Origin of the sequence: Sphingobium lactosutens (assembly GCF_013393185.1) — a bacterium.
GTDB lineage: Bacteria > Pseudomonadota > Alphaproteobacteria > Sphingomonadales > Sphingomonadaceae > Sphingobium > Sphingobium lactosutens_A.
Genome location: NZ_QJQX01000070.1, coordinates 63,237 through 82,586 on the forward strand (window position 1 = coordinate 63,237; position 19,350 = coordinate 82,586).

Consider the following 19,350-nt stretch of genomic DNA (forward strand, 5'->3'; position numbering starts at 1 on the left):
CGCCATGACCCACGCAGCGCATCCTTTCCGTATCGGTGGACCGGCAGCGGCATCGCTGCTGGTCAACGCCCTGCTGATCGCGGCGCTGCTCAACCTTGGCATGGGGCATGTCAGCCGGCGGACCGAGTCCCCGGCAATGACGGTCCTGTCCCTTGCCCTGCTCAAGGGGGTGGAGCAGGGCAAGGAAGAGGCGGAGACAGCGGCGCCCAGCACGCCCGCCGCCGTCCCGCCTCCGCTCGCCGATCCGCTCCTCGCGCCGCAGCCGGCGACAGTCGCAGCGGTCGCGCCGCCGGTCGTGGCGGTTCCGTCGCGCCTTTCCTTGCCGCTGCCGGTCCAGCCGGCCGCCGTACCCGCTGCCAGTGCCGCCCCGGCTGCCTACCAGCCCGCCCGCCCGGCGATGGCCGCCGCCGCTTCTCCGTCGGCAGCATCGCCTGCGCGGCGCGGCGCGGCCGACGGCCTCGACGTCAAGGCGCCGCCGGGTACCAGCCGCAGCTACGCCGCCAAGGTCCGGTCCTGGCTCTACGCGCATAAAATCTATCCCCGTCGCGCCCGGATGCGGCGGGAGGAGGGGCAGGTGCAGGTCCGCTTCGTCCTCGACCGCGCCGGCATGTTGCTGGAAGGCGCTGTCATCCGGGGATCGGGCAATGCCGTGCTGGACGAGGAAGCCGAAGCGATGCTGCGCCGCGCCGCGCCCTATCCCCGCGCCCCGGCCGAACTGCCCGGCGAGCGCATCGAGTTCACCGCCCCGATCATCTTCACTCTGCCGGTCTGATCGCGGACAGCGCGCAACGCATCGTGTCGCGTCGCATTCCTCTTGTGCCATCGGTGGCACAAATGCTATTCGGCGATCATGGATACGCTTTCGATGACAAGACCGGCGCTCCCCGACGCCGTGCAGATCGCCCCGGAGGATCAGGTCGCGGTCGCCCTGCGCGCGCTGCAGGCCGGGGAGACGGTGCATGTCGGCGGCATCGATCTGTGCATCGCGGAACCGATAGGGCGCGGGCACAAGGTGGCGCTGCGGCCGATCGCGGCGGGCGAGCCGGTCAACCGCTATGGCTGGCCTATCGGCACCGCAACACGCGCCATCGCAGCGGGCCAGCATGTCCACAGCCACAATCTCGTCACCAATCTGAAGGCCGAGGAGCCTTATGACTATGCGCCGATCGCGGCGCGGGCGCTGCGCGCGCCGGGGCAATGGCATTTCCGGGGCTATCGCCGCGCCGACGGGTCGGTCGGCACGCGCAATGAAATCTGGGTGATCCCGACCGTCGGCTGCGTCGCCCGCACCGCTGAGCGGGTGGCCCAGCGTGCCGCGAAAACGCATGCCGGCATTGTCGATGACGTTGTCGCCTTCCCGCACCCGCTAGGCTGTTCGCAGCTCGGCGACGATCTGGACGGCACCGCCCGGCTGCTGGCGGCGCTGGCGAGCAGCCCCAATGCCGGCGGCGTACTGCTGATGGGGCTGGGTTGCGAGGAGAATCAGCTGGCCGCGCTGCTGGAGCGCGTCCCCGAAGCCCGGCGCGCGCGCATCCGCACCGTTGGCGCGCAGATGAGCGCCGACGAATATGATGCCGCGGCGGAGGCGATCGACGAACTGGTCGCGATCGCCGCGCGCGACCAGCGCGAGGAGGTGGACCTCAGCGCCATGCGTATCGGCCTCAAATGCGGCGGGTCGGATGGGTTGTCGGGCCTCACCGCCAATCCCCTGATCGGCCGCATCGCCGACATGGTGACGGCGGCGGGCGGGCAGGCCATCCTGACCGAAATCCCTGAAATCTTCGGTGCCGAACGGCTGCTGATGCAGCGCGCCACGGATCGTGCCGTATTCGACGACCTTGTCGCGCTGGTGAACCGCTTCAAGCGCTATTTTATCGATCATGGCGAGCCGATTTCCGAAAATCCCAGCCCCGGCAATGTCGCGGGCGGCATCACCACCCTGGAGGAAAAGTCCCTGGGGGCGGTGCAGAAGGGCGGCCTTGCAACCCTGACCGATGTGCTGAGCTATGGCGAACGGTTGCGCCGTCCGGGCCTGTCACTGCTGGAGGCGCCGGGCAATGACGCCGTGTCGACCACCGCGCTCGCGGCGGCGGGGGCGACCATCACCCTCTTTTCCACAGGGCGCGGCACGCCGCTCGGCAGCCCGGTGCCGACGCTCAAGCTCGCGACCAACCATGACCTCGCCGAACGCAAGCCCGGCTGGATCGACTTCGACGCGGCCATGGTGCTGGACGAAGGGCTGGATGCCGCCGCCGATGCGCTGATGGCCCGAATCTGCGCCATCGCCTCAGGCGAGCCGGCACGCAACGAAGCCAATGGCGAACGCGACATCGCCATATGGAAGCGCGGCGTGACGCTCTGAATCAGGGGTTATGATTTCCGTGATTTCCGAGCCGTGAAATGTTCCATTTCACTCGAAATCACTCACGCCGTGACGCGGGCCGTGCGGTCGCGCTTGGCCTGGATCGCGCGGCGCGCTTCCTCGACCGCTTTCTCTTCGGTGGCGAAGAGCAGGCTGTCGAGCACCGCCGATAGATGCGCCCGCATCGCCGCGCGCGCGGCCGCGGGATTGCGGTCCTTCAGCCCCTGCAATACCGCGCTATGCTCATCCACCACCGGCTTGACATTGGCGGTCCGCGCCTTCTGGTGCAGCAGCGAGGCTTCGGGCGATGTGTCGCGCAGCCGCCAGAGCTGTTCGACCGCCTCGAAGACAGCCTGATTGCGGGTCGCGCGTGCGATCGCCAGGTGAAAGGCGCGATCGGCCTGAACCGATCCGGCCGGGTCCAGATTTTCCCGCGCAATCTCGGCAACCAGCGCCTCGATCTCGACCAGTTCCTTATCCGTCACCTGGGTCGCGGCCAATGCCGCCGCCTCGCCCTCGAACAGCAGGCGGGCCTCGGTCAGTTCGATCGCGCTGATGTTGAAACCGGGCACATCCTCCTTGCCTGGCAGGCGCACCACATAGGCGCCCGACCCGATCCGCACCTCGACCAGTCCCTGCACCTCCAGCGCGATGATCGCCTCGCGCACCGTCGGTCGGCTGACGCCATGCTGCTGCGCGAGTTCGCGTTCGGCGGGCAGCCGCGCCCCTACGCAATAGCGCCCGGCCGCCAGTTCCTCCAGCAGCGCGCGCGCCAGATCCTGATAGAGTCGTTCCTGTCCCCGCGCGGTCATGACCAGTTCCTTTGGCATTACCGAATGAAGGATAAGGCCTTACCAAAAAAGCGTCAACGCACCGGTCCGTGGAACTCCGCCTCGACGATGCCCAGATGCCAGCCCGGCGGCACGGCGTCGGCGCCGGTATCTCCGGCCGCCTTGGCGTTGTTCAGTTCCACCACCTTGCCGAAGGCATCCTTGTCTGCGACCGCGCCGGTCTGGCGGATGCGCAGGGTGGTTCCGGTCGTCGCGGGGAAATCCAGCGTCACATAGCCGAGCGACCGGTCGGTTATGCCCTGCCAGACCGTTTTGCCGTCCATGCTGATCTCCAGCGGATAGGCGCGCGATCGCCAGCCGACCAGCTTCAGGTCGACCGCGTTCAGCTCCACCGGCGCGGCGAAGCGATAGTCGATCCAGGCGTTGCCCGGCTGCCCGTCGCTTGACCAGCGGGTCAGTTCATTGTCGTCCAGCGTGCGTCCCGCCTCCGCCTGACCGGAACCGGCCGTGACGCCCTGCGGCAGATGGGTCGTGCGATGTGGCTGGAAGGATGGTCCCTCCGGCGTCGGCCCGCGCGCCAGCGAACCGGGCTGATGCGCCTCCGGGAAATCCGCCGAGAGGCCGCCCTTTGCCGGCGCCACCGCCTTCCCCGCGATCGCCAGATGCGCCGGCGGCAAACCCTCGGCGCTCACGGTCAGCCCGACTGTCCCCGCCTTCGTCCCCGCGCGCAGCAGCACGCGGTTGATCCCGCCCTCCAGCGGCAGATGCTGCGACAGGATATGATTATCCTCCTCCCGTGCCGTCCCGGCATAGCTGGTCGTGCCATCGACCGCATGCGCCCTGGTCACGACAGCCTCGCCCGTTGTTTCGCCGGCGCGCCGCTTGCCGGAGGAATCCCCCTGCGCAATGCCGCCGCGCCACAGCGCCGGGCCGTCGAGGGTGAAATGCAGCATGCGGTTGTCGATCGGCACGCGCCGTCCCCTGGCATCGACCGCCTCGACATCGACCAACGCAATGTCCGCCCCGTCCATGACGAAGCCGCGCGGCGAAACATGCGGCGTCAGTTTCAGCCCCACCGCCGGACCGGCGGTTTCGAGGCTGGCTTCCGATGCCTGCCCACCGTCATGCGTCGCCACCGCACGCAGCCTTCCCGGCGCGAAGGCCACATCCTTCCAGCGGAACAGGAACGTGTCGCTCCGCTCGCCCTTGCCCAGAGACCGGCCGTTCAGGAACAACTCCACCGCCGCGCCATTGGACACGACCGTCACATCCTTGCGCGTGCCGGGCGCATAGCTCCAGTGACCGATAATGTGCGTGGCGGGGGTGACGCTGTCGACCCAGTCGCTCCACATCACCTTGTGTGCGTAGAAGCCCTGCTTGGGGATGCGTACCGCATCGACCTCGCCCGAACGGCGGTAATTATTGTCGCCGCGGAAATGGGTGTTGCTGTCGCTGAAGATGATGTTGACGCCGCCCGAGCTGACCCGCGTCCCCGTGCCCGGCCGCGCCCGATAATAGTCGTTCCAGCGCCGCACATCCTCGATCGCATGGCTGTCCTGGTTGCGATTATAGTCGGGCGCATCCGTGTGGAAGGGTGGGGTCAATGCGTCCTGATAGAGCCGCGCGCTTTCATCGCGCGAATATTCCATCGCCCACATCGGATGCTTCGCGCTCTTGTTGATGTAGAGCATTTCCCCGCCATATTCGGCGAGCTTGCTGTCCAGCATCTCGCGCGATCCGATCGCCCGGCCGCCATGCGGATCATAGTGGTCGCGGATCGCCTTCAGCTCGGCCATATGCGCCTCGCTGATGCTCTCGTTACCGCCCTCGTAGAAGAGGATCGACGGGTTGTTGCGGTTGTAGAGGATGGCGTCGCGCATCACCTCCTTGCGCTGCTCCCAGCGCCGGCCGCTGGTGTCGCTTTCCGCGTCGCCCGCCGGCATAGCCTGCATCAACCCGACGCGATCGGCGGATTCGATATCCTGCTTCGACGGCGTCACATGCATCCAGCGGACCAGATTGCCGCCGCTCTCGACCATCAGCGCGTTGGAGAAATCGCTGATCCAGGGCGGGATGGAGACGCCGACCGCCGGCCATTCGTTGGAGGTGCGCTGGGCATAGCCATGGACCTGGATCGCCCGGCCGTTGAGTTCGACCATGCCGTCGCCGAAGCGGGTCTGGCGGAAACCGGTGCTGGTATCGACGCTGTCGATCACCCGGCCGCCCTCGATCAGGCTGGTGGTGACGGTGTAGAGATAGCCATAACCCCAGCTCCAAAAATGGAGGTCGCCCACCGGCTGCGCGGCGGCTAGTATCGCCGTCTCGCCCGGCGCGACCTGTGTGGGCGTTCCCTCATAGCGCGCGACGCCTTTGCCCGATGGATCGCGTATCTCCACCCGCAGCGTCAGGTTGCGCGCACGCTCGCTTTCATTGCGGACCTGCGTTTCGGCATGGATGGTGGCGCGGCGCGCCTTCAGGTCGAACGCATCGGCCCAGACATATTGGCCGGTGGTGCCCAGCCCCGAAAAGAGCGGCAGCGTCTGGTAGACCGGGCCGGTCAGGTGCAGCCGCACATTCTTGGTGATGCCGCCATAGTTGACGTTGAAATTATCATTATTCCACTGGAAGCCGCTCGCCGATGCGCGCTCCTTATATTTCCAGTCATTGTCGACCCGCACCGCGACGACATTCTCGCCCGGCCGCAGCGCGGCGGTGATGTCCGCGCCGAACGCCATAACGCCATTTTCGGACAGGGCGACCGACCGGCCGTTGACCCAGACTTCCGCCGCCTGCCGCACGCCCTCGAACTCCAGCAGCGCCTTGCCGCCCCCCGTGCCCAATCGCCCGTTGCGGGGGAGGGTGAAGCGCTTGCGATACCAGATGATGCCGGTCGACAACTGCTTGATGTCGCGGGCGAAGGCCTCCGTCTCGTTGAAGGCGTTGGGCAGCGTCACGGTACGCCAGCCGCTGTCGTTGAAGCGCGGCTGCTCCGCCCCGGCCGGGTCGCCGGTCATGCTCAGCCAGCCGGGATTGAGATTATAGCTCTGCCGGGGCGAGGCGACCGCGCGGGACGCATCATGGGCATAAGCCGACAGCGAAATAGACAATGCCGATCCCGTCGCCAGCAAGGCTAGTCCGATCAGCGCGCCGCGCATCGTTCCTCGGTCAGACCCGTTCCGCATGCCGCACCCTCTCCTGATTTGGTCAGGCCAGTTTGGAGCGCTTGCGCAGGTTGGTCAACCATAATCCCAAAAAGCGGCGATATGGTTCACATGGTGAAGACTGTCAGTCGGAAAGCCGCGTCACGATCGCTTTCGCCGCGCGCGTCACATCGTCCCAGGTCACATCGAACCCGGCTTCGTCGCCAAAATAGGGGTCGGTGACGCCGCTCCCCTCGCGCCCTGGCACCATGTCCATCAGCAATTGCAGGCTGGCGGTCCCGTCCGCCGGGCGGATGCGCTTCAGGTTGTGCAGATTGTCCGCGTCCAGCGCGAAGACATGGGTGAAGCGGCGGAAATCCTCCGCCGTTACCTGTCGCCCGCGATAGCCGGAAATGTCGATCCCATGGCGCAGCGCCACCGCCTGCGCGCGGCGATCGGGCGGGCTGCCGACATGCCAGTCGCCGGTGCCGGCCGAATCCACGAGCAGGTCCAGCCCCGCCTTCTCCGCCTCCGCGCGCAGGGCAGCCTCCGCCAGCGGCGATCGGCAGATATTGCCAAGGCAGACGAACAGGATGGAAGGCGTTTCGGTCAATGATGATCTCCTACCTACCGCCGTTCGTTTCGAGCGTAGTCGAGAAACGATGGAGATGTGGGTTGAAGGACGCCCATCAATCCACCGCCGCCGTCGACAGGCCCAGCCCCGGTAAGCCGATCGACCGCTTGCCCGAAAAATCGGTGCGCGCGACGATCACGCCCAGCTTCTCCATATAGTCGATCAGCCGCCGCACCCGCCCCGGCGAGCTGGTGCCATAGGCGCGGCCCAGCGCCGCGTCGTCGGGGCAGGTCTGCCCGTCCAGCGCCGCGCGCGCGATCAGCAGGAAAGGCGCGAGCATATCCTCCGGCACCGGCTCCGCCGCGCGGATCGCATCCTGCCATCGCGGATCGTCGGCATCGGCCATGCCTGCCTGCGCCATGGCGAAGCGCTTGCGGAAGGCGGGCAGGTCCAGCGGCGAACGCTTCAGCCCCTTCATCCGGCAGCGCACGCCGAAATCCTGATAGAGCGCCGACACGCTGGGCGCGGCATCACCCAGGTCCGCGACGATATCCTCCAGCACGGCGATGACGATCGGCTCATTCTCACCGAAATCCAGTTCGGGCGCGGCGGGCTTGGCCGACGGCGTGTCGGCCAGCGCGCGCATGATCTCCTCGGCCGGGCGCGGCGGCGGTTCGGCGCGCGGGGGCGGAGGCGGCAGCGCCTCTTCCTCGACTTTTGCGAAGAGCAGTTCCTGAAAATCCTCGCTGGTGGCGACCGGGGGCGGCATCAGCTTGTGGGTGCCGCCGCGCGTGCCGGTCTTGACCGCGCCGATCTTCACGGCGACCGGCCGCCGCGCGATCGCGGGGCCAAGGCCAAGGAAGCGGCCGCGCTCCAGATCGCGGATCTGCTCCGCCTGCCGCCGCTCCATGCCGAGCAGGTCGGCCGCGCGCGCCATGTCGATGTCGAGGAAGGTGCGCCCCATCAGGAAGTTGGACGCTTCGGCCGCGACATTCTTGGCGAGCTTGGCGAGGCGCTGGGTCGCGATCACCCCGGCAAGGCCCCGCTTGCGCCCGCGACACATGAGGTTGGTCATGGCGGCCAGCGACAGGCGGCGCGCCTCGTCCGACACGTCGCCGGCGGCGACCGGCGCAAACATCTGCGCCTCGTCCACCACCACCAGCGCGGGATACCAATGGTCGCGCGGCGCATCGAACAGGGTCGACAGGAAGGTCGCGGCGCATTTCATCTGCGCTTCCAGTTCGAGGCTGTCGAGGCTCAGCACCACCGACGCGCGATGTTCGCGGATGCGCGTCGCCATCTTGACGATCTCGCGCTCATTATAGTCGCCCGCGTCGATCACCACATGGCCATACTCGTCGGCCAGCGTCACGAAGTCGCCTTCGGGATCGATCACCACCTGCTGCACCATGGCGGCGCTCTCCTCCAGCAGGCGGCGCAACAGGTGCGACTTGCCCGACCCCGAATTGCCCTGGACGAGCAGCCGGGTGGCGAGCAATTCCTCCACGTCGACGACGACGGCATTGCCGTGGGCGTCTGTTCCTATGCTGATGCTGGCGGTCACTGATGCCCTTTGGCCCAAGCGGGCAGGGGAGTGCAAGGGCGCGATTGGCATGCTGGGACAATCGGTCCGCTGGCCGCCGCCCTCTTCCCTGCGCTAGGACGGTAGGATTGAAGGAGCATCGAGTTGCGGTTTCCCCTGTTGGCGTCGTTCATCCTGCTGTCCCTTTCGGCATGTGGCGACGACCGGCGGGAGGAGCGACTACGCGCCGCCGGTCCCAATCCGTCGCTTGCAGCCTTGATGAAGGTCGCCGATGCCGATGCCGGCGCGCGCAAGTTCGGCGTCTGCGCCGGCTGTCACAAGGCGAGCAAGGGGGCGCCCGATTTCGGCGGTCCCAATCTCTACGGCATAATGGGCCGGCAGATGGGACAGAATAGCAGCCGGTTCGGCTATTCGACGGCGCTGGTCGAGAAAGCGGGCCGATGGGACGCCGCCACGCTCGACGCCTGGATCGCCAATCCGCGGAAGGTCGTACCCGGCACCAACATGCAGTTCATGGGCGTCGGCGACCCGCTCGACCGGGCGGACATCATCGCCTTTCTCGAACGCCAGTCGGATTGAGGCGGCGGACGGATAAATATCCATGCTCCCGCCTTGACCGATGGATTGTTGCGGTGCAGCATAACCCCATTATGGAGAGCATAGCACAAGCCCAATCCGCGCCTGCGATCACGCAGAATCCCGATATCCGCTATCTGGGGCGCCTGCTGGGCGACGTCATTCGCGCCTATGGGGGTGAGAAGCTCTACAAGCAGACCGAATATATCCGCTCCGCCTCGGTCGACCGGGCGCGCGGGGTGCAGGGCGCGGACCTGACCGACACCGGGCTGGATGCGCTCAGCCTCGACGATACGCTGAATTTCACGCGCGGTTTCATGCTCTTCTCGATGCTCGCCAACCTGGCCGAGGACCGGCAGGGCGTTGCGGCGGAGCCGGGCGCGGACGTGGCGTCGGCGGTCGCTAAGCTGGAGGCAGAAGGCGTGAGCCGCGACGCGGTGCTGGAACTTCTCTCGCACAGCCTGATCGTGCCCGTCCTCACCGCCCACCCGACCGAGGTGCGGCGCAAGAGCATGATCGACCACAAGAATCGCATCGCCGACCTGATGCACCTGAAAGACGCCGGCCGTACCGAAACCGACGAGGGCGAAAATCTGGACGAAGCGATCTTCCGCCAGATCGCGCTTCTCTGGCAGACCCGCCCGCTGCGCCGTGAAAAGCTGTTCGTGCAGGATGAGATCGACAATGTCCTGACCTATTTCCGCGACATCTTCCTGCCCGTCTTGCCAGCGCTCTATGCGCGCTGGGAACGGGTGCTGGGCGCGCGGCCGCACAGCTTCCTGCGCGTGGGCAACTGGATCGGCGGCGACCGCGACGGCAATCCCTTCGTCCAGGCGCCGCAGCTGCGATCCGCGCTGGGGCGCGGGTGCGAAGCGGCGCTCGTCTTCTATATGGACGGGGTCCACGGCCTGGGCGCGGAACTCTCGCTTTCGACCGAACTCGCCCATGTGCCGCAGGCGGTGCTGGATCTGGCGGAGGCCAGCGGCGACGCCTCGCCCAGCCGGCAGGACGAACCCTATCGCCGGGCATTGTCGGGCATCTATGCGCGACTCGCCGCCACCTATGCCGCCTTGGTGGGCAAGGCGCCGCCGCGCCCCTCCGCGCTCAAGGGAGAGGCCTATGCCAACCCCACCGACCTGCGCCACGATCTGGTGCTGGTCGCGCAAGGGCTGGCGAGCGAGGGCGACGGCGCGCTGTCGACCGGCGGCGCGCTTGGTCGCCTGATTCGCGCGGTCGAAACGTTCGGCTTCCACCTCGCCACGCTCGACATGCGTCAGAACAGCGCCGTGCATGAACGGGTCGTGGCCGAACTGCTCAAGGTCGCGGGCGTCGAGGCGGACTATCTCGCGCTCGACGAATATGCGCGCATCGCGTTGCTGCGCCGGGAACTGGCGAACAACCGGCCGCTCGGCGGGCGCTTTTCCGCCTATAGCGAGGAAACGGCGTCCGAACTGGCGATCGTCCATGCCGCAGCGCAAGCGCATCGCACTTACGGCCCGCAGAGCATCACCCACTATATTATCTCCAAGGCCGAAAGCGTGTCGGACCTGCTGGAGGTGAACATATTGCTCAAGGAAGCGGGCCTATGGCAGGCCGGCACCGACGGCGCGCCGCCGCAGGCCGCGATCATGGCGATTCCGCTGTTCGAGACGATCGCCGACCTTGACGCCGCGCCCAGCATCATGACCGCCTATTTCGGCCTGCCCGAAATCGCCGGCGTGGTGAAGGATCGCGGCCATCAGGAAGTGATGATCGGCTATTCCGACAGCAACAAGGATGGCGGCTACATCACCTCCACCTGGGGTCTCTACAAGGCGAGCCAGGCGCTGGAGCCGGTCTTCGCCGATGCGGGCGCGGCGATGCAGCTCTTCCACGGGCGCGGCGGCGCGGTCGGGCGCGGCGGCGGCTCGGCCTTCGCCGCGATTCAGGCCCAGCCCAAGGGGAGCGTGCAGGGCCGCATCCGCATCACCGAACAGGGCGAGGTGATCGCCGCCAAGTTCGGCACGCGCGACGTCGCCATGACCAATCTTGAAGCGATGACCAGCGCCACCCTGCTCGCCAGTCTGGAACCGGAGGGCATTTCGCAGAAGGACGCCGCCCGCTTCGCAGGGGCGATGGACGAACTGTCGAAGAACGCCTTCTCCGCCTATCGCGATCTCGTCTACGGCACGAACGGGTTCAAGGAGTTCTTCCGCGAACTCACCCCGATCCAGGAAATCTCCGGTCTCAAGATCGGATCGCGGCCCGCCAGTCGCACCAAAAGCACCGCGATCGAGGATCTGCGCGCCATTCCCTGGGTGTTCAGTTGGGCGCAGGCGCGTGTCATGCTGCCGGGCTGGTATGGCGTGGGTCATGCGCTGTCCGCCTTCGAGGACAAGGCGCTGCTGGCCGACATGGCGCAGCACTGGTCGTTCCTGAAGTCCGCGCTCGCCAATCTGGAGATGGTGCTGGCGAAGTCCGACCTCGGCATCGCCGCCCGCTACCTGCCGCTGGTCGAGGATCAGGCGGCGGGGGAGGCGATCTTCGGCCGTATCCGCGACGGGTGGGCACAAGCGCATGACGGCCTGCTCACTGCCACCGGCCAGTCGCGCCTGCTGGAGAAGAGCCCGGCGCTCGACACCTCGATCCGGCTGCGCCTGCCCTATATCGAGCCGCTCAATCTGCTCCAGGTCGAACTGCTGAAACGCCACCGTGCCGGCGAGGATGACGCGCGGGTGAAGGAAGGCATCGAACTGTCGATCAACGCGATCGCCACGGCGCTGCGCAATAGCGGGTAGGGTGGACGGCTATCCTTCTCCCCTTATCCTAGGGGCGGGTTATCCATTCCTTCCCTATCGTCGTTCCCGCGCAGGCGGGAACCCATGTCTCTCCACCCGATTCGATTACCGAAGGCGAGATGGATCCCCGCTTACGCGGGGATAACGGGTCATCCACCACTACGATCATACCGCTGGAACAGCTTCTCGGTGGTGATCTTTGCAATCGGATTGGCCACCAATGCGGCCAGCAGTACAGTCATCACAGCCCATCCCTTGAGGTCACTCGGTGGTGCAATGAATATCCACGAAAGCCCAAGGATCAGGATGGAGGTCGGGATAACCCAGCGCGTGACCACACGTCCAAAAGCCGGGTTTGCTCTGGCAATTCTTTTTCCCGCCAGAAAATAGAACAGAGCGGTAGCAGCCGCCACGGACAGGCCGACTGCACCAATCGCCAGCAGATCTTCCAACGCGTTCCAGCGCCATTGTTCCAAGCAGCCTCTCCCCGCAATGTCAGCAGATTTGTGCGTGAGGTGATGTTGGCTGACAGTTGCTGACCGGGCAACGCCGTATGCTCTGTCCTACATCCCGCTCCCTATGCGATAAGCCCGCCCAAGCCCCACAAACACATTGCGCCGGACTGCCCGATAGGATCAGCCCGGCGCAACATAATGTCAGAATCTGCGGGAAAGGTGCGAAGTTAAGCCCGCGCCTGTCTCACGCCAGCGGGTCGGAGGCCCAGCGCTTCAGCCGCGCATAGAGGCCTGCGATCACGCCCGCGAAGATCAGTACCGCGAGCGGCACCGCCCAGTGGCTTTCGCCCACCAGCGCCAGCGGCGCGTCGCTGTCGGTGCCCGCGACGATGCCCGCGAAGGCGACCCCGAACAGGCTTTCGCCGACGATGAAGCCGGTCGCCATCAGCACGCCCATGCGCTCGGCGAATTCCGGGTTGCTCTGGCGCAGCGCCCAGCGGTTGTAGACATGGCCGATCAGCGCGCCGACCGGGATCAGCAGGGTCAGCGCCATCGGCAGGTAGATGCCCATGCCGACCGCGAGCGGCGGCAGGCGCAGCCTGCCCGACTTGCCCAGCAATTCGTCGATCGCGATCACGACGACGCCGATGCCCGCGCCGATGCCGATCAGGCCCCAGTCGAGGTCGCCGCCCAGCACGCCCTTGGCCAGCGCCGAGATCAGCGCGGCCTGCGGGGCGGGCAGCGCGCTCGCCTTGGCGCCCGGCGCCCCGGCAAAGCCGAAGGCGCTGTTCAGCAAGTCCAGCACCGGCGGGATGACCAGCGCGCCGAAGATGACGCCCAGCACCAATGCGACCTGCTGTTTCCACGGCGTCGCGCCGACCAGCTGGCCGGTCTTCAGATCCTGGAGATTGTCGTTGGAAATGGTCGCGATGCCGAAGACGATCGCGGTGGTGAACAGCGCATAGGCGATCAGCGCCTGGGTCTGCGACGGATCGCTATGGCCCGACCCATAAATGGCGGCGAGCAGCAGCGACGCGCCCAGCACGGCGAGGATGCCGACGCCCGAAATCGGGCTGTTCGACGCGCCGATCAGGCCCGCCATATAGCCGCAGACCGATGCGATGACGATGCCCGCCACCAGCACATAGGCCAGGGTCAGCGCGATCACCGGAATGGGATTGGCGGCGATCGGCCCGCCCTGCGCGAAGATCCAGAGCAGCACGCCGATCGGCAGCAGCGCGGCCAATATGGTGCCGCCGACGATGGAGATCGGCAGGTCGCGCTCGGTAATGTCGAGGCTGGCGGCATTGCCCGACTTGCGCGTGGCGTTGGCGGCCAAAGCGGAGCGGATGCCGCTGACGATCGGGCCGAGGATCTTGAGCAGGGTCCAGATCGCCGCGACGCCGATCGTGCCCGCGCCGATGAAGCGCGCCTTCATGCGGAAAGCGGTGCCGACGATGTCGGACAGGTCCGCGCCGGCGGGCAGCGGGGCGGTCAGATAGGGGACGAGGCCGGTCCAGCTGATCAGCAGGCCGATGAACATGGCGACGCCCACCGACAGGCCGACCAGATGGCCGACGCCGATCAGCGCCATAGAAAAGCTGGTCGAGACCGATGTCGCGCCCGCGCCGAACTTGAAGAAGGTCGCGGCTTCCTCCGCGATGATCTTCGTCTTGGCGACGATCGAGAAGCTCGCGGCGGCGATGGCGCTGGCGACGATGGCGGCCAGGCCGCGCTTATTCTCTTCCAGCCCCTCGCGCGAACCTGCACCGACCTTCAGCACTTCGGCCGCCGCGACGCCTTCGGGATAGGGGAGGTCGGACCCGGTGACGAGCGCGCGGCGCAGCGGCACCGAATACATGACGCCCAATATGCCGCCGGTCGCGATGGTGAAGGCGGACAGCCAATAGGGGAAGCCCTGCCACCAGCCGATGATGACCAGGCCCGGCAGCACGAAGATGATGGCGGACAGGGTGCCGGCGGCCGACGCGATGGTCTGGACGATGTTGTTTTCCAGGATCGTGCCGGTCGCGAACAGTCGCAGCACCGCCATGGAGATGACTGCTGCCGGGATCGACGTCGCGAAGGTCAGGCCGATCTTGAGGCCCAGATAGACGTTCGCCGCGGTGAAAACGAGGGTGATGAGCGCGCCCAGAATGACGCCGCGCAGCGTCAGTTCGGCCATCCCGCTGGTCTGTGGCCCATGGCCCTTACCGTCCGTCATCAGCATCATTTCCTTAGCGTGGCAGCATATGTCGATCGGCTGGTAATAATGTTGCTTGACCGTGGATCAATCGGAAAGTGGGTCAGGAGGCGCTTTCCGCCTTGGCCTGTGCCGGTGCGACACGGTCGAGCCAGGCGTCGACCAGCCCGGTCCAGCGCTGATAGCCGCGCGCATTCATGTGCAGGCCGTCGGGGCGGAAGAGCGAGGCGTCGGGCAGGCCGTCCGGCGCCAGCAGCACCGTGCCGACGTCGAGATAGGCAAAGCCGTCCGCCCTGGCGCGGGCGGCAACGGCGGCATTGACCTGCTCCATCTTGGGGTGGAGCGTCCAGCGGATCGGGCTGGGCTTCAGCGACAGGAAGGCGATGGGCGCGCGCGGATAGTCGGAGCGCAACTTCTTCAGCAGCGCCAGTATGTCGCGCGTCACCGTTTCGGGCGCGGTGCCGGCAGCCAGATCATTCTCGCCCACATAGACGACGATCGAGCGGGGCGCGACCGGCGGCAGAAGCCGCCTGTAATAATGGAGCACATGCGCCGTGGTCGCACCGCCAAAGCCGCGGTTGACCGTGCCGATATCATGGAAGCTGCCGCTGATGTCCCACAGCCGGATGCTGGAACTGCCGAGGAACAATGTCGCGTTGCGCACCGGCGGCCCGGCGACGTTGGCCTTGGCGAATGCTTCCACTTCCCGCGAGAAGGGGAAGACCGGGTCGGCATTGGGCGGCGGCGTGGCGGCGGCGGACAGTGCGCAGGCGAACAGCAGCACGCCGAGGCCGCCGATGGGCGCCCATGATCGCCTAGTGGCGATGGAGCGGGCGAAGGCGATATTTGCCGTCTGCATAGCTGCCGAACATGTCGGTGATGGCGGGGTGGTCGATCGGCTCGTCGCTGTCGTCCGACACCAGATTCTGCTGGCTGACATAAGCGACATAGCTCGACTCGCCATTTTCGGCGAGCAGATGGTAGAAGGGCTGCTGCTTGTCGGGCCGGGCATGTTCGGGAATCGCGTCATACCATTCCTCGCTGTTGGCGAAGACCGGATCGATATCGAACACGACGCCGCGGAAACCGAACATGCGATGCTTGACCACATCGCCGATATTGAAGCGGGCATGGACGATCGGCGGGGCGGAAACACCGGCGCCGAAAATCTGAATCGTGTCTCTCATATGACCAATTTAGGACTCTGTGCCGCCGACACAAGAAAAATACCTGATTGCCGGCTTGGCAAGCGCGATTTCATTCGCTAATGGCCGCCCCTCGACCGGAACGGCCCAGCGCCGGACCTTCTGCGGAGAGGTGGCAGAGTGGTCGAATGCACCGCACTCGAAATGCGGCGTGCCCGCGAGGGTACCGAGGGTTCGAATCCCTCCCTCTCCGCCACTTACTTCCTAAGTCATGGTTTTATCGCAACAATAGTGGGTCGATCCCAAGCTCAGCCGGCTTGCGGGATGCCGGGCAGATGGGCAACATGGGGCAAGGGCCATCGCGCCCGCCAGTCTTGCGAGTATCCAGCCCATGTTTCTGTCCGCGACCGTGGCGACCAATCCCATCCCTTCTGCGAACGGGCCGCGGCGCTAGGGCGCGCCGGTCATGTGGGTGCTGCTCGGCATTGCCGTCATCGTCGCGGGCTTTCTCCTGCGCTTCCATCCGTTGCTCGTCATCCTGGCCTCGGCGGCGGTCACGGGGATCGCGGCCGGGCTTGATCCGCTCGCCATCCTCGCCGCCTTCGGCAAGGCGTTCAACGAGGCGCGCTATGTCAGCATTATCTGGATCGTGCTGCCCGTGGTCGGCTTGCTGGAGGCGAACGGGCTTCAGGAGCGGGCGCGCGGCCTGATCGCCCGGATGCGCGGCGCGACCGTTGGGCAGTTTCTAGCCTTCTACATGCTGTTGCGGCAGGGGCTGTCGGCGGTCGGCCTGACCTCCGTGGCGGGCCATCCCCAGACCGTCCGGCCGCTGGTCGCGCCCATTGCGGAAGCGGCGGCGGAAGCGCAGGCGGGTGGTCTCAACGAACAGGAGCGCGAGGAAGTGAAGGCCTGGGCGGCGGCGACCGACAATATCGGCCTCTTCTTCGGCGAGGATATTTTCCTCGCCATCGGTTCGATCCTGCTGATCAAGGGGCTGCTGGAGCAATATGGCATCATGCTGGAGCCGCTCCAGCTGTCGGTCTGGGCGATCCCGACCGCGATCGCGGCTTTCCTGATCCATGGGTTCCGGCTGTGGATGCTGGACCGGCGGCTGAAGCGTCGGCGGGCGGAGACGCAGCCATGATCACGCTGCACTGGGTCTATGCGGTGGCTGGCGCCATGTTCGCGGCCTTCGCCTTGCTTGGCGCGCGCGACCGCACCCATCCGCGACGCTGGATGAACGCCGCCTTCTGGGGTCTGCTGGCGCTTAGCATGTGGGCGGGCGACAGGCTGGGCGATGTCGGCAACGGCGTGCTGGTGTTGGGGCTGATCGGCATCGGCGCGCTGGGCGGCCTCAGCCGGGGCGACGGCGTGGTCCCGGCGGAGATACGGCAGGCGCGCGCCGACCGGTTCGGCAATCGCCTGTTCGCTATCGCGCTCATCATCCCGGCGACGGCTCTGATCGGCACCTTCCTCTTCAAGCTGGCGCCGGGCTGGTTCGACGGCAAGCAGGCGACGCTGATCGCGCTCGCGCTGGGCGTCATCATCGCCATGACGGTGGGCTGCCTGTGGCTGCGCGCCGGGGCGCAGGTGCCGTTGCAGCAGGGACGGCGGCTGATGGATTGCATCGGCTGGGCCGCGATCCTGCCGCAGATGCTCGCCAGCCTGGGCGCGGTGTTCGCGCTTGCGGGCGTGGGGGAGGCGGTCGGCGGCATCGTGCAGCAGGCGATCCCGCAGGGCAGCCTGATCGGGGCGGTCATCGCCTATGGTGTCGGCATGGCGCTCTTCACCATCGTCATGGGCAATGCCTTCGCCGCCTTTCCGGTGATGACGGCGGCGATCGGCATCCCGCTGCTGATCCGCACCTATCATGGCGATCCGGCGATCATCTGCGCCATCGGGATGCTGGCCGGTTTCTGCGGCACGCTGATGACGCCGATGGCTGCCAACTTCAACCTCGTCCCCGCCGCCCTGCTGGAACTGAAGGACCAGCATGGCGTCATCAAGCGGCAGGTCGGCACCGCGCTGCCGCTGCTGATCGTCAACATCCTCCTCATCTACTGGCTGGCTTTCCCATGACCCTCCTGACCCAAGACATTGCCGGCCGCTTTGCGACGCTGACCCTGTCGCATCTCGGCAAGCGCTATCCCTTCAAGATGGATCTGGTGCTGAACGGGCCGGAGGATGCGCGCGAACCGGCCGATCATCATCCGATCTTCCATGGCAGTTTCGACTGGCATAGCTGCGTCCATGGCTGGTGGCAGGTAATGCGGCTGATGAGCTTGTTCCCCGACCTGCCCGAAGCCACCGCGATCCGCGCCCGCGCCGACGCCATGCTGGTGCCGGACAAGGTGGCGGGCGAGCGCGCCTATCTCGCTCGGCCGATGAGCGCCGGGTTCGAGCGGCCCTATGGCTGGGCCTGGCTGCTCGCCCTGCATCAGGAACTGGCGCAGCATGACGCCCCCTGGGCGACGGCGCTGGAGCCGCTGGCCGTCGATTTCGCCGCGCGCTTCCACGCCTTCCTGCCCAAGCTCACCTATCCGCTGCGCGTCGGCAGCCATTTCAACATCGCCTTCGCGCTGGTGCTGGCGCTGGGCTGGGCGCGGGAGCGCGACCCCGCGCTCGTCGCGCTGATCCGCGACCGGGCGCTGCACTGGTTCGGCAAGGACCGCGCCTGCCAGGCATGGGAACCGGGCGGCGACGAGTTTCTCTCCCCCTCGCTGTGCGAGGCGCTGCTGATGAGCCGCCTGCTGGAACCGGCGGATTTCGCGCAGTGGTTCCACGCCTTCCTGCCCAACCTTGCGCTGGGAGAGCCAGTGACGCTCTTCACCCCCGCCACCGTGTCCGACCGCAGCGACGGCAAGATCGCGCATCTCGACGGCCTCAACCTCAGCCGCGCCTGGTGCTGGCGGGCGATCGCGGCGGCGCTGGGGGAAGGCGATCCCGTCTTTGCGTGCGCGCAGGATGCCGCCCGCGTCCATATCGACGCCAGCCTGCCCCATGTCGCGGGCGACTATATGGGCGAACATTGGCTGGCGACCTTCGCCCTGCTCGCGCTGGAGTGACAGGTCAGGCGCTGACGGCGTGGACGAACATATAGCCTTCGTTGCGGATGGTGCGGATCACCGGTCCCTTGAGGCCGGAGGCGGCGAGCTTGCGGCGCAGGCGGCAGAGCTGGACATCGATCGACCGGTCGAAATGCTCGCTGGTCCGGCCATGAACCTCGTCCAGCAGTTGCGCGCGATCCAGTACCTGGCGCGGATGCTCGATGAAGACGCGCAGCAGCTGGAACTCGCCGTCCGACAGCAATATGGAGGTGCCGGCGGGATCGAACAGCTGCCCGGTCTGGAGATCGACACGCCAGCCGGCGAAGCGCACCGCGCTGGCGGGCGCGACGCTGGGCTGCGGTTCGGTCCGCCCGCGCAGCGCCGTGCGGATGCGGGCGAGCAATTCGCGCGGATTGGCCGGCTTGCTCAGGCAATCTTCGGCGCCCATTTCCAGCGCCGCGATCCGTGTCGTTTCGGTGCAGGCGACCGAATGGAGGATCACCGGCACGCCATGATCGGCCACCAGTTCGCGCAGCAGCGCGCCGCCATTGTCGGCGTCGACCAGCGGATCGAGCACCACCAGCGCATAATCATGCTGCGCCAGCATCGTTCGCATGGAGCCGGCCGTGGGGGCGCCGTCGGCAAAAAAGCCGTAACGGGCGAACAGGTCGGCCAATTGAGCTGTCAGCGGGGCATCATCATCGACGATGAGCAGGCGTTTGTGGGGAGCGGTCATC

Annotated in this window: 16 protein-coding genes and 1 tRNA gene; 8 read left to right on the forward strand and 9 right to left on the reverse strand. The window is 66.7% G+C overall.

The genetic code is table 11. The features are described from left to right. The first annotated feature begins 4 nt into the window (after positions 1-4). Both DM806_RS19230 and DM806_RS19235 read left to right on the forward strand, forming a co-directional pair. Positions 5-772 carry an energy transducer TonB gene (locus DM806_RS19230; protein WP_179044770.1) on the forward strand — a complete coding sequence of 256 codons (768 nt, stop codon included), beginning with the start codon at positions 5-7 and terminating at the stop codon, positions 770-772. A 93-nt stretch (positions 773-865) separates the two neighbouring features. Further along, positions 866-2,362 carry a UxaA family hydrolase gene (locus DM806_RS19235; RefSeq protein ID WP_256869400.1) on the forward strand — a complete coding sequence of 499 codons (1,497 nt, stop codon included), beginning with the start codon at positions 866-868 and terminating at the stop codon, positions 2,360-2,362. 62 nt (positions 2,363-2,424) lie between these two features. Here the strand turns inward: DM806_RS19235 and DM806_RS19240 are convergent, their stop codons facing one another. The 4 genes from DM806_RS19240 to DM806_RS19255 form a co-directional block, all read right to left on the reverse strand. Beyond that, entirely contained in the window at positions 2,425-3,174 is a 750-nt protein-coding gene (locus DM806_RS19240) for a FadR/GntR family transcriptional regulator (RefSeq protein ID WP_179044772.1), read from the reverse strand. Between the two features lie 53 nt (positions 3,175-3,227). After that, positions 3,228-6,335, reverse strand: a complete 3,108-nt coding sequence (locus DM806_RS19245; protein WP_256869401.1) for a glycoside hydrolase family 2 protein — start codon at positions 6,333-6,335, stop codon at positions 3,228-3,230. A 103-nt stretch (positions 6,336-6,438) separates the two neighbouring features. Then, a complete protein-coding gene (locus DM806_RS19250) occupies positions 6,439-6,906 on the reverse strand; it encodes a low molecular weight protein-tyrosine-phosphatase (protein ID WP_179044773.1) in 468 nt (155 codons plus the stop codon). 76 nt (positions 6,907-6,982) lie between these two features. Beyond that, positions 6,983-8,431, reverse strand: a complete 1,449-nt coding sequence (locus tag DM806_RS19255) for a helicase HerA domain-containing protein (RefSeq protein ID WP_179044774.1) — start codon at positions 8,429-8,431, stop codon at positions 6,983-6,985. Between the two features lie 123 nt (positions 8,432-8,554). Between DM806_RS19255 and DM806_RS19260 the strand changes: the two genes are divergently transcribed. Both DM806_RS19260 and ppc read left to right on the forward strand, forming a co-directional pair. Further along, positions 8,555-8,989 carry a c-type cytochrome gene (locus DM806_RS19260; protein WP_256869402.1) on the forward strand — a complete coding sequence of 145 codons (435 nt, stop codon included), beginning with the start codon at positions 8,555-8,557 and terminating at the stop codon, positions 8,987-8,989. Between the two features lie 71 nt (positions 8,990-9,060). After that, on the forward strand, positions 9,061-11,763 hold the full coding sequence (gene ppc, locus DM806_RS19265; protein WP_179044835.1) for a phosphoenolpyruvate carboxylase: 2,703 nt from the start codon (positions 9,061-9,063) through the stop codon (positions 11,761-11,763). A 149-nt stretch (positions 11,764-11,912) separates the two neighbouring features. On the opposite strand, the gene DM806_RS19270 is transcribed toward ppc, so the two are convergent. The 4 genes from DM806_RS19270 to hspQ all read right to left on the reverse strand — a co-directional run bounded on the left by DM806_RS19270 (position 11,913) and on the right by hspQ (position 15,608). Then, on the reverse strand, positions 11,913-12,239 hold the full coding sequence (locus DM806_RS19270; protein ID WP_179044775.1) for a hypothetical protein: 327 nt from the start codon (positions 12,237-12,239) through the stop codon (positions 11,913-11,915). Between the two features lie 223 nt (positions 12,240-12,462). Next, entirely contained in the window at positions 12,463-14,403 is a 1,941-nt protein-coding gene (locus tag DM806_RS19275) for an OPT family oligopeptide transporter (RefSeq protein WP_179044836.1), read from the reverse strand. A 121-nt stretch (positions 14,404-14,524) separates the two neighbouring features. Next, positions 14,525-15,280 carry a GDSL-type esterase/lipase family protein gene (locus DM806_RS19280; protein ID WP_179044776.1) on the reverse strand — a complete coding sequence of 252 codons (756 nt, stop codon included), beginning with the start codon at positions 15,278-15,280 and terminating at the stop codon, positions 14,525-14,527. Further along, positions 15,237-15,608 (reverse strand): heat shock protein HspQ, encoded by a 372-nt coding sequence (hspQ, locus tag DM806_RS19285; protein ID WP_179044777.1) that lies wholly within the window; start codon positions 15,606-15,608, stop codon positions 15,237-15,239. The genes DM806_RS19280 and hspQ overlap by 44 nt, the downstream gene beginning before the upstream one ends. 124 nt (positions 15,609-15,732) lie before the next feature. Between hspQ and DM806_RS19290 the strand changes: the two genes are divergently transcribed. The 4 genes from DM806_RS19290 to DM806_RS19305 all read left to right on the forward strand — a co-directional run bounded on the left by DM806_RS19290 (position 15,733) and on the right by DM806_RS19305 (position 18,631). Continuing rightward, a tRNA-Ser gene (locus DM806_RS19290) sits at positions 15,733-15,822 on the forward strand. A 210-nt stretch (positions 15,823-16,032) separates the two neighbouring features. Continuing rightward, positions 16,033-16,710 (forward strand): DUF969 domain-containing protein, encoded by a 678-nt coding sequence (locus DM806_RS19295; protein ID WP_179044778.1) that lies wholly within the window; start codon positions 16,033-16,035, stop codon positions 16,708-16,710. Further along, positions 16,707-17,645: a DUF979 domain-containing protein gene (locus DM806_RS19300; RefSeq protein WP_179044779.1), complete on the forward strand. Its 939-nt coding sequence runs from the start codon at positions 16,707-16,709 to the stop codon at positions 17,643-17,645. The genes DM806_RS19295 and DM806_RS19300 overlap by 4 nt, the downstream gene beginning before the upstream one ends. After that, the gene (locus tag DM806_RS19305; protein ID WP_179044780.1) at positions 17,642-18,631 is read left to right on the forward strand and encodes a DUF2891 domain-containing protein; all 990 of its coding nucleotides are present in this window, start codon (positions 17,642-17,644) and stop codon (positions 18,629-18,631) included. Before DM806_RS19300 ends, DM806_RS19305 begins: the two co-directional genes overlap by 4 nt. A gap of 4 nt (positions 18,632-18,635) precedes the next feature. On the opposite strand, the gene DM806_RS19310 is transcribed toward DM806_RS19305, so the two are convergent. Then, on the reverse strand, positions 18,636-19,349 hold the full coding sequence (locus tag DM806_RS19310; protein ID WP_179044781.1) for a winged helix-turn-helix domain-containing protein: 714 nt from the start codon (positions 19,347-19,349) through the stop codon (positions 18,636-18,638). Position 19,350 lies beyond the last annotated feature (1 nt).